This window comes from Nonomuraea mesophila (assembly GCF_004352805.1).
GTDB classification, from domain to species: Bacteria; Actinomycetota; Actinomycetes; order Streptosporangiales; family Streptosporangiaceae; genus Nonomuraea; species Nonomuraea longispora.
Window position 1 is genome coordinate 99,035 of record NZ_SMLD01000013.1, and the last position, 9,405, is coordinate 108,439.

The following is a 9,405-nucleotide window of genomic DNA, read 5'->3' on the forward strand; positions in this document are numbered from 1 at the left end:
AGGCTAGAACAGTGCGCTCGCCAATGCTCTACGGGCCTTGGCCAAGGATGGGTCCTCGGCGGGCAAAGCGTCGAACAAGCCGAGCAGGTGCCGCCTGGCCCGGTCGCGATCGTCGCCCGAGGTGCGCTTGACCACGGCGATGACGCGCTCGAACGCCTGGTCGATCGCGCCCGACATCATCTCGAAGTCGGCCGCGAGCAGCTGCGCGTCGATGTCCGCAGGGTCATCCTGCGCGCGGCGCAGGACGTCGGCGGGGTCGGCCTCGGACGTGCGCTTGAGCAGCCCGACCCCGGCCAGCCCCATCTTCGCGTCCTCGTTGCCTGGCACGCGGGCCAGCAGCCGTTCGTAGGCCTCGATGGCCGCGTCGAAGTCACCCCGGTCGATCGCCTGCTCGGCCGCCGCCATGTCGGGGTCGGCGGGCGGCCCCGACGGCTCCTCCTGCTCGCCGGGCTCCCCGGGCTCGCCGGCCTCGGCGGGCCTGGCGTCGGGATTGGCCTGGTAGAACTGCTCGACCGCGCCCATCAGCTCGTCGAGCCAGCGCCGCACCTCCTGCTCGGGCAGCACCTGCTGGAAACCGGTCACGGCCTGGCCCTGGAAGATCGCCAGCACGGTCGGCACGGCCTGGACGCGCAGCGCCTGCGCGATCTGCGGGCTGGCGTCGACGTTGACCTTGGCCAGCACGGCCTTGCCCCCGAGGTCGCCGATCACCTTCTCCAGCACCGGGCTGAGCTGGGCGCTGCCCGGCGCCCTCGGCGACCAGAGGTCGAGCACGACGGGCACCGTCATCGACTTGTCGATGACCTCACTCGTGAACGTCTCCTCGGTCACGTCGACGACCGAGGCCGCGGCCGCCTGGGGACCTGCGGCCTCCCGCCGGGCCTGCGCCTCCAGTGCCTGCTTGCGCGCGCCCAGGTCCACGGCTCCGTAGAGCGACCCGGGTTTAGAGAAGTCCGCCATGCTCCTCATCTTGCCGCATCGACGGCCCGGCGAAGTCACCAGCCGCCACCCGAAGGGTGCGCAACTGGTCGAACATCGCCTGGAGTTCGTCCTCGGCGTACATCGACAGGCCGAACTCCGCCGCCATCAGGTCGCCCGTGGCCCGGCGTACGACGTCGCGCCCCGGCTCGGTGATCTCGGCGAGCACGCCGCGCCCGTCGCGGGGATTGGGCAACCGCCGGACGAACCCGGACTTCTCCAGCCTGTCCACCGTGTTCGTGACGCTGGTGGGGTGGACCATCAATCTTTCCCCGATTTTTGACAAGGGCAGCGCCCCCGTCCTGCTGAACGTCAGCAGCACGAGCGCCTCGTACCGCGCGAAGGTCAGGCCGTAGGGCTTGAGCAGTGCGTCGAGCTGCGACAGAAGGATCTGGTGCGCTCGCATGATCGACGTCACCGCGGCCATGGCCCCTGACGGACCGAAGTGGGCGCGCCAGCTCTCCGCGGCGCGGTCGATCGGGTCGAACGGCAGGTTGAGAGGCTTGGGCTGCATCACAGCGATACGGTAGCGCGCCGGTCGTCCCGGTTCGTCTGGCTACTCTCGGCGACAGGCCTCTCCGCTTGGCCAAGAGTCCGGACATCAATCATCACGCTCAGTTATGGTTCTCCTACGAATGGTGACGCGGACGCCAAGTCCATCAGCCTGTGGGGACCGGCCGGACTGATCGTTTCCGCCTTGCCGAGGGGCACGGGGGGTGCTTGATGAACTTCAACGGGAAAACGGGTGCGTGAGCACGGGGGCGTTTCACGGGAGGAGCTGAAGCAGAGCGCGGCCGTCACTGTGGCCGTGCTGCTCGCTGTCGGCCTGGTCGCAGCGTGGAACGTCCTGATCCCCGGCGTCGACGCCTGGGAGAACATCGTGGCCGCGGTCATCGGCTCGCTCCGGCTGACCGGGCCGGTCGCCGCGGCCTTCGCCGCGTGGGTGGCGCTGCGCAAGCGCAAGGCGCTGCGCGGGCGCTCGCTCACGACGTGGAGGGCGCTCAAGGCGCCGCTGGCCATCGTGGTGGTGGTGCTGGGGTCGTTCGGCGCGACCGTGCTGGTGCTGGCCGTCAAGACGGTTCTCACCGACCAGGCGGGCCGGCTGAGCCTGGCGGGCCTCGGCATGGGGATGGCGGGGCTGGCCCTTTACTCCGTGATCGGGTGGGTGGCCGGCTGGGTGCTGCCGCACCCCTTCACGCCGCCGGTCGCCGGTCTTGCCTGCTATGGGGTGTTCTCGTGGCTGGCCGACGACCGCGGGTGGGCCGACAAGCTGGCGCCGGGCACCGGCGAGCCGTACGACCTGTTCCAGGGGTTGAGCGGGGCCGCCTTCTTCGACCAGACGATCTGGCTGCTCGGCCTCACGGCGGCGCTGCTGCTCGGCTGGGCGGCGCTGGTGACCAGGCAGGCCCTGGTGCTGGCGTGCGCGCTGCTGGCCGTGCTGACCGCGGGGATGGGTGTCTCGCGCGTCCTGACCCAGTCCAAGCCGGCCGCCGCCGAGGAGATCGCCTACAGCTGCCAGGAGTGGCCGATCACGGTGTGCGTGCATCCGGGCATGCGGGCGGGGCTGACCGAGCTGGGAGCGTCGTTCACGCAGATCGCCTCCAGGCTGGCGGGCACGCCCGCCGCGTTCACGCGGGTGGAGCAGCGGCCGCTCGACGACGAGCTGAAACCGGCCAACGGGCTCGCGCCGATCCACGTGCCCGACCTGTCCGCGGGGTTCGCGGAGGAGGCGGCGTACGAGTACATCGAGTCCCTGGCCGCCCGGTGCCCCGGAACGGTCGCCGACGGCTACAGGGAGATCGTGATGGCCTGGCTGCGCGGCGAGCCGCTGCCCGGAGGGCCCCTGCCCGAGCACCAGTACGCGGCCTCATGGTTCTCGGGCCTGACCGAGCACCAGCGCAGGGAGTGGCTGCGGATGTTCTACAGCGACTTCCAGAGCTGCCGGCTGGCGGGCACCCACTTCGGCGGCGGTCCCGCCCACGCGCAGGTGGCGCCTTCACCCGTACGCCCCACGCCCTCGTCGAGCCACGTCTACCCCGTCTACCCCGACACCGGCGGCACCCCGGCGGCGTCCTCCGTCCCCGGCGCGAGCGCGTCGCCTCCGGAGCGGGTGCCGGGGTCGTCCTCGCCGGTCGCGGCGGTCACGCCGGCGCCGGCGGTCGCGGTCGCGTACAGGTCCGCTGACGCGAAAGAACCGGAGATGTCACCGATCGGCTGGCGATGATGATCGTCATGCGGGTAGTCATGCTGCCATGACGACTTCGCGTACGACGCCGCCCGAGGTGGCTCCCGGGCGGCGCCGCAGGTGGCGATATCTCGCGGCGTTCCTGGTGCTGGCGGTCCTGCTCGTGGTGGGCGGACGCCTGGCCTGGTCGTGGCTCGACCCGTTCGGCGGGCGGACCATCGACCGCAGCCAGCCGGCGCTGCTGCAGTCCATCAAGGACATGAGCCGCTTCGAGGCGGCGACGGGCACCTTCCAGGTGGTCGTCGACCTGGAGAAGGACGCCGCTTTCCTGCCCGACGCCGTCAAGGGCACCCGTACGTTGTTCGTCGGGGCGGGCGGCGTGGACGCGTACGTCGACTTCTCCGCCATGGGCACCGACGCGGTCACCGTCTCGCCCGACCGCACGCAGGCGACCATCCGCCTGCCGCACGCCCAGCTCGAGAAACCCAACCTGGACAACGGCCGCTCCTACGTGTTCGCGCACGAGCGGGGCCTGTTCGACCGGGTGCAGGACTTCCTGTCGGGTTCACCGAGTGACCAGCGGGAGCTCTACCTGCTGGCCGAGAAGAAGATCACCGAGGCCGCCGTGGCCAGCGACCTGCGCGCCAGGGCCGACGCCAACACCAAGGCGATGTTGTCGGGCATGCTCAGGTCGCTCGGGTTCACGAAGGTGACGGTCGAGTTCACCGGCGAGCCCTAGCCGCCACCTCAGGGGCCTTAGCCGCGCGTTCGCCCTCTTGGCACCTGCCCGCGTCCGGAGATAAGGCATCCGCCCGATGTGGCGGGGAGGGCCTTAGGACGAGTCTTGAGAGTGCAGGCAACGAAGCAGAGGAGCACTCGCATGAACGCCGAACTCGAATACACCGTGATGCAGCACCGCGCGTCGGAGTTGCGCCGCGCCGCCTCCGAGCAGCGCCGGGTCATGGAGGCGCGCAAGGGCCCGCGGGGCGAGCGCCGCCACCGCTCGGTCGTCGCCAGGTTCCTGGCCCCATGACCGCCCACAAGCAGCCCGGCCGCATACTCCCTCGCGGCCGGGCTGAACAGCCCCCTTGAGGGGGCGCGCCCGGGCTCTCGAATTCCTGGCGAGGGCCTGAGCAGTGCGTTACGGGGCCCCGGTCCAATTCCTGGTCGGACCGGGGCATCGCGCTGTCCGGGGCCCGCCGGGCGTCGGTGGCGGGACCTATGAGCCGAGCCGGCGCAGCCACCCGCCATGGAGCGCGCTGAACGCGACGGGCCGCCCGCCGAGCGCGACGACGTAAACCGCGGTGCGGACGACCACGAGGGTGGCGTGCGGGGGCGCCTGCGCGGCCACCTCGCGGAGACGGGGGTTGAGGTCTCCCCGCACGATGCGGGGCGGATCGTCGCGCGCCACGGCGATCGCGGCGTCCAGGCGGTCGAGCCGGTCATGGTGTTCCGGCCAGACCAGCGTACGCAGCCATGCGACGTCGTCGGGGTCGGTCACGTCGAGCGGATCGAGGTCGATGCCGGCCCGCCACACGACGGTCACCGCGCCCGGCCCCGGCCACTCCCCGGACACCTCCCCTTCGACGCGGCAGCGCAGTTGTACCGGGCTGCCCACGTCTCCCACGAGCCTCCCGTCGTAGTCGTAGCCGTAGCGGTCCGGCAGGAGGCACAGCCCCGCCGACCTCTAGCAACGCCAGCGGCTGAGGGAGTGAGGCGAGCAGGGGATACAGCGCGGCGCACCGGGCGGGCTCGTTGGTCTGGACGCGGCGGGCGAGCATCATGGCGACGACCGCGTCCCGGTGCTCCAGGACGGACCGCCGGAACTCCGCGTAGCCGGAGGGCGTGCCCGCGACGTACCGGGTGGCTGAGAAGAGCAGGTTGGGCGCCCACGGGCCTCCATCGCCGCGAAACGCCGGTACTCCTCGGCTGTCATGACCGGAGACTAGCCCGGGCGCGTACGCCGGTCCTCAGGACTGCCCCGGGCGCGCGTACGCCGGTCCCTCAGATCAACGCGGGCGTGTACGCCGGTCCTCGATGAGCTCCTCCAGCCGGCGTACGACCTGGCCGAGCGGCGCGGTGGCGTCGATCTCGGCGGTCGCCGTGGCGCGGAGCAGCGGTTCCACGGTTACCAGGTCGTTCAGGATCGCGGCCCGCTCCTCCGGTCGTTTGCCGTAGGGATTGTCGGTCCGCGCCCGGATCCTGGCCAGAATCACGTCGGCGGGTGCGCTCAGCAGCACGACGTGGTCGAACCGGCCCTCCACGGCCCCGTGCTCGCGGGCCCCGTGCTCGCGGGCTCCGTGCTCGCCGGGCCCGTGAGCGTCGGGCCCGTGAGTGCGGCGCGGGTAGAAGCGGCCCTGGTTGCTGCGGCAGCCGGCCACGAACAGGGCGCCCTCGTCATGACCCGCGAGCAGTTCGGCGATGGCCTCCTCGCGCCACACCCAGTCGCGTGAGCCGTCGGGCAGCGTCACCCACCGGCTCCACTCGTCCGTGTCGGTGTCGACGGTCCGGTGGCCGCGCGCCGCCAGAGCCCGCAGCGCGGACGACTTGCCCGTGCCCGACATTCCGGTGATCAGCACCTTGGGCATGGTCGGAGGCCACGCGCGGGCGTCCGCGGGTCCGGCGTGACGCGGGGTCAGGGGACGCGGATGAGCAGCGCGTCGCCCTGGCCGCCGCCGCCGCACAGGCCCGCCGCTCCCAGGCCGCCGCCCCGCCGCTTCAGCTCGTACGCCAGCGTGAGCACGATGCGGGCGCCCGACGCCCCGATCGGGTGGCCGAGCGCGATGCCGCCGCCGTTGACGTTCACCTTGTCCAGCGGGATGCCCAGTTCCTGCGCCGACTGGAGCACGACGCTGGCGAAGGCCTCGTTGATCTCCACGAGGTCCAGGTCGCCGGCCGTCACGCCCTGCTTGGCCATGGCCTGCTTGATGGCGTTCGCGGGCTGGGACTGGAGTGAGGCGTCGGGGCCCGCCACGACGCCGTGCCTGCCGATCTCGGCCAGCCACGGCAGGCCCAGCTCCTCGGCCTTGGACTTCGACATGACGACCACGGCGCAGGCGCCGTCGGAGATCTGGGAGGCCGAACCGGCCGTGATGGTGCCGTCGGCGGCGAAGGCCGGGCGCAGCTTGGCCAGCGTCTCCGCCGTCGTGTCGCCGCGTACGCCCTCGTCGTCCTTGACGACGACCGGCTCGCCGCGCCGCTGCGGGATCTGCACGGGGACGATCTCGTCCTCGAAGACGCCGTTCTTGACGGCGGCGGCGGCGAGTTGGTGCGAGCGGGCCGACAGGGCGTCCTGCTGCTCGCGGCCGATGCCCAGCCTGGTGTTGTGGCGCTCGGTGGACTCGCCCATCGCGCACTGGTCGAACGCGCAGAACAGGCCGTCGTGGGCCATCGAGTCGACCACGTCGGCGCCGCCGTACTTGACGCCCTTGCGCAGGCCGGGCAGCAGGTGGGGAGCGTTGGTCATCGACTCCATGCCGCCGGCCACCACGATGTCGAACTCGCCCGCCCTGATGAGCTGGTCGGCCAGGGCGATGGCGTCGAGGCCCGACAGGCAGACCTTGTTGACGGTGAGCGAGGGGACGGTCATGGGGATGCCGGCCTTGACGGCGGCCTGGCGGGAGGGGATCTGGCCCGCGCCGGCCTGGAGGACCTGGCCCATGATCACGTATTCCACCGAATCGGGCGCCACTCCGGCCCGTTCGAGCGCCGCCTTGATGGCGATGCCTCCCAGGTCGACGGCGGTCAGCCCGGACAGGGCGCCCAGCAGTTTGCCGATGGGGGTGCGAGCTCCGGCGACGATGACGGAACTGGACATGGACACGGGCCTCCTGTGCTCGCCATCTGGTTCTTTGACACCATACCCACGAGTAGGTGACCGTTCGCCATGGAGGTGGGCCACATATGTTCCTGCGGATCGACCACATCGGTATCGCGTGCCGTGACCTCGAACAGCAGATCAGTCTCTTTTCTGACACATTCGACCTGACGGTTGTTGCTCGCGAGGTCAACGAGGAGCAAGGTGTCAAGGAGGCCATGTTGCACATCTCGGACGGCGAAGGTGGGGGCTCCTACATTCAGCTCCTGGAGCCTCTCTCTGAGGACTCCCCTGTGGGAAAATTCCTCGCCAAGCGTGGCGAGGGCGTCCATCACGTGGCATTCGGCGTACGAGATGTGACGGACGCCATGGATAAGATCAGCGAGAGAGGAGTGAGGCTCCTGGACGAGCGTCCCCGACACGGGTCGATGGACTCCCGGATCGCGTTCCTGCATCCCAAAGACGTGGGCGGAATGCTGACCGAGTTGGTTCAGGCGGCCAGACGCTAGAAAAGCCCTAAAACGCGCATATGTAACTAGTCACGCAGAAAGTTGGACGGGGCTTCGCAGGTGGCACCAGCGGAGTACGCTTGACCTTCCACCGGACATGGAGCCTGCCGCGAGGCACAGGCTCCTGGATCGGATGCCCCGAACCCCCCGTCCGGCCCGTGTAGCCGTCTCGACAACCCAGGATCGAGCCTCCATGCAGTCCGACATCGACGCCCAGCTCAACAACTTTTTCGAGGACGCCCCAGCGCGCGAGTTCGACGTGGTGCTCCGTGGTTACGACCGGCACCAGGTCCATGATCACTTGAAGCAGCTCGACGGAGAGCTGCGCCAGGCGCGTGAGCAGGTTGCCGGCCTGCAGCGCGATCTGTCCGACTCCCAGCGCCAGCTGCAGGAGCAGGAGCGCCCCACCTACTCCGGTCTCGGCGCCCGCATCGAGCAGCTGCTCCGCCTGGCCGAGGAGCAGGCCACCGAGCTCGTGCAGGCCGCCAGGTCCGAGGCCAACGAGATCAAGGCCGCCGCCAAGGTCGAGGCCGCCGACCTGCGGGCCGCCGCGGAGGCCGAGGCCGCCGAGAAGCGCGCCCAGGCCACGCGCGAGTCCGACGAGATGCGCACCTCCGCTGAGCGGGATGCCGAGGAGATCCGCTCGACGGCCCGCCGCGAGGCCGACGAGCTGACCAACACCACCGAGCGCGAGGCCGCCAAGCTGCGGGCCACGGCCGACCACGAGGTGGCGGAGAAGCGGGCCGACGCCGAGCGGGAGATCGCCAAGCTCCGCACCACCACCGAGCGCGAGGTCGCCCAGCTGCGGGCCTCGACCAAGCGCGAGCGCGACGAGGTCCTGACCACCGCCAAGCGGCAGGCCGACGAGATGCGCGCGCAGGCTCAGCGGGTGCTGGAGGAGTCGGAGGCCAAGCGGGCGCAGGACGAGGCCGAGTTCGAGATCCAGCTCGCCGCCCGCCGTGAGGACGCCGAGCGCCAGGAGGCCGAGCGCCACGCCTCCGCCCAGGCCGCCACGCAGAAGCTGGTCGCCGAGGCCGAGCAGCGCGCCGCCACGGCCGAGTCGAGGGCCACGAAGGCGACCCAGCAGGCCGACCAGACCCGCCGCGAGGCCGACCTGCACGCCAAGCAGCTCGTCGCCAACGCCCGCAAGAGCGCCGAGACCATCGTGGCCGACGCCAAGTCGAGCGCGGAGACGATCGTCACCGAGGCGAAGAACGAAGCCGAGCGCACCCGCACGGCGATGCAGCGCCAGGTCGACGAGCTGACCCGCCAGCGCGACAGCATCACCAGCCACCTGGCTCAGCTGCGCCAGCTGCTCGGCGGCGCCGCCCTGCCGGGTCAGGAGGCGTCGGAGGCCGCGGTCGCGGCCGCCCCGGCCAAGCAGGCGATCGCCGCGCCCGTGGTCGAGGCCTCGCCCGCGGAGCCGGTGCCGGCGCCCGCCGCCAAGGCCGAGGCCAAGTCGGAGGACGACGCCGAGTGGTGGCAGGAATAGCCGGAGTTCGCACGGGGGCTGAGTGACGGCTGAGAGAGCCTGGCGGCGTGATCGTCGCTAGGCTCTCTCTTTGTTGCCGGGCCGGCTTGCCGCCGTGCGGGCTCGGCACCGCACGTCGACGACCCTCCATGGAGGTCCCATGTCCACAGACGCCGAGCCCGTCAAGGCCGAGCCCTCCACCGGGCTCGAACCCGCGACCGAGGATCGGCCTGCGCACGACGGGACCGACACCGCACTCCAGGGACACCGGACCGACCTGGGGCCCGGCAGCGCGACCCCAGAACGGCCTGTGACCGCCGGGAACGACCCCACACCCCAAGAACACCCCACCGACCTCGGGCCCGGCAGCGCGACTACGGCTGCTGGGAACGCTGCCGTGGGCGAAGGGCGGTCGGCGGAGGTCGGGTACGGCGATGCGGGTGAGGAG

10 protein-coding genes and 1 pseudogene are annotated in these 9,405 nt (G+C 71.2%); 6 read left to right on the forward strand and 5 right to left on the reverse strand.

Features of this window, described 5'->3' with window-relative positions; translation table 11 throughout:
* Positions 1-3: 3 nt before the first annotated feature.
* A complete protein-coding gene (locus E1295_RS07935) occupies positions 4-957 on the reverse strand; it encodes a tetratricopeptide repeat protein (protein WP_132629066.1) in 954 nt (317 codons plus the stop codon).
* Positions 941-1,489 carry a MarR family winged helix-turn-helix transcriptional regulator gene (locus E1295_RS07940; RefSeq protein WP_132629102.1) on the reverse strand — a complete coding sequence of 183 codons (549 nt, stop codon included), beginning with the start codon at positions 1,487-1,489 and terminating at the stop codon, positions 941-943. Before E1295_RS07940 ends, E1295_RS07935 begins: the two co-directional genes overlap by 17 nt.
* Before the next feature lie 231 nt (positions 1,490-1,720).
* On the opposite strand from E1295_RS07940, the gene E1295_RS07945 reads away from it, so the two are divergent.
* The 3 genes from E1295_RS07945 to E1295_RS48570 all read left to right on the forward strand — a co-directional run bounded on the left by E1295_RS07945 (position 1,721) and on the right by E1295_RS48570 (position 4,193).
* Positions 1,721-3,199 (forward strand): hypothetical protein, encoded by a 1,479-nt coding sequence (locus tag E1295_RS07945; RefSeq protein WP_132629068.1) that lies wholly within the window; start codon positions 1,721-1,723, stop codon positions 3,197-3,199.
* Positions 3,200-3,227: 28 nt separating this feature from the next.
* The gene (locus E1295_RS07950) at positions 3,228-3,899 is read left to right on the forward strand and encodes a DUF4230 domain-containing protein (RefSeq protein ID WP_132629070.1); all 672 of its coding nucleotides are present in this window, start codon (positions 3,228-3,230) and stop codon (positions 3,897-3,899) included.
* 141 nt (positions 3,900-4,040) lie between these two features.
* Positions 4,041-4,193: a hypothetical protein gene (locus E1295_RS48570; RefSeq protein WP_166427134.1), complete on the forward strand. Its 153-nt coding sequence runs from the start codon at positions 4,041-4,043 to the stop codon at positions 4,191-4,193.
* Between the two features lie 186 nt (positions 4,194-4,379).
* Here E1295_RS48570 and E1295_RS07955 read toward each other — a convergent pair.
* The 3 genes and pseudogenes from E1295_RS07955 to E1295_RS07965 form a co-directional block, all read right to left on the reverse strand.
* Positions 4,380-4,944, reverse strand: a pseudogene (locus E1295_RS07955) (DUF2332 family protein).
* Between the two features lie 225 nt (positions 4,945-5,169).
* The gene (locus tag E1295_RS07960) at positions 5,170-5,748 is read right to left on the reverse strand and encodes an AAA family ATPase (protein ID WP_132629072.1); all 579 of its coding nucleotides are present in this window, start codon (positions 5,746-5,748) and stop codon (positions 5,170-5,172) included.
* A gap of 47 nt (positions 5,749-5,795) precedes the next feature.
* The gene (locus E1295_RS07965; RefSeq protein ID WP_132629074.1) at positions 5,796-6,977 is read right to left on the reverse strand and encodes an acetyl-CoA C-acetyltransferase; all 1,182 of its coding nucleotides are present in this window, start codon (positions 6,975-6,977) and stop codon (positions 5,796-5,798) included.
* 86 nt (positions 6,978-7,063) lie between these two features.
* Here E1295_RS07965 and mce point away from each other — a divergent pair, with 86 nt between their 5' ends.
* From mce to E1295_RS50020, 3 genes are all read left to right on the forward strand, one after another.
* A complete protein-coding gene (gene mce, locus E1295_RS07970; protein WP_132629076.1) occupies positions 7,064-7,486 on the forward strand; it encodes a methylmalonyl-CoA epimerase in 423 nt (140 codons plus the stop codon).
* 193 nt (positions 7,487-7,679) lie between these two features.
* Entirely contained in the window at positions 7,680-8,978 is a 1,299-nt protein-coding gene (locus tag E1295_RS07975; RefSeq protein ID WP_132629078.1) for a DivIVA domain-containing protein, read from the forward strand.
* Positions 8,979-9,117: 139 nt separating this feature from the next.
* The coding region (locus tag E1295_RS50020; RefSeq protein WP_220448596.1) for a hypothetical protein at positions 9,118-9,405 on the forward strand (288 nt) is incomplete at its 3' end.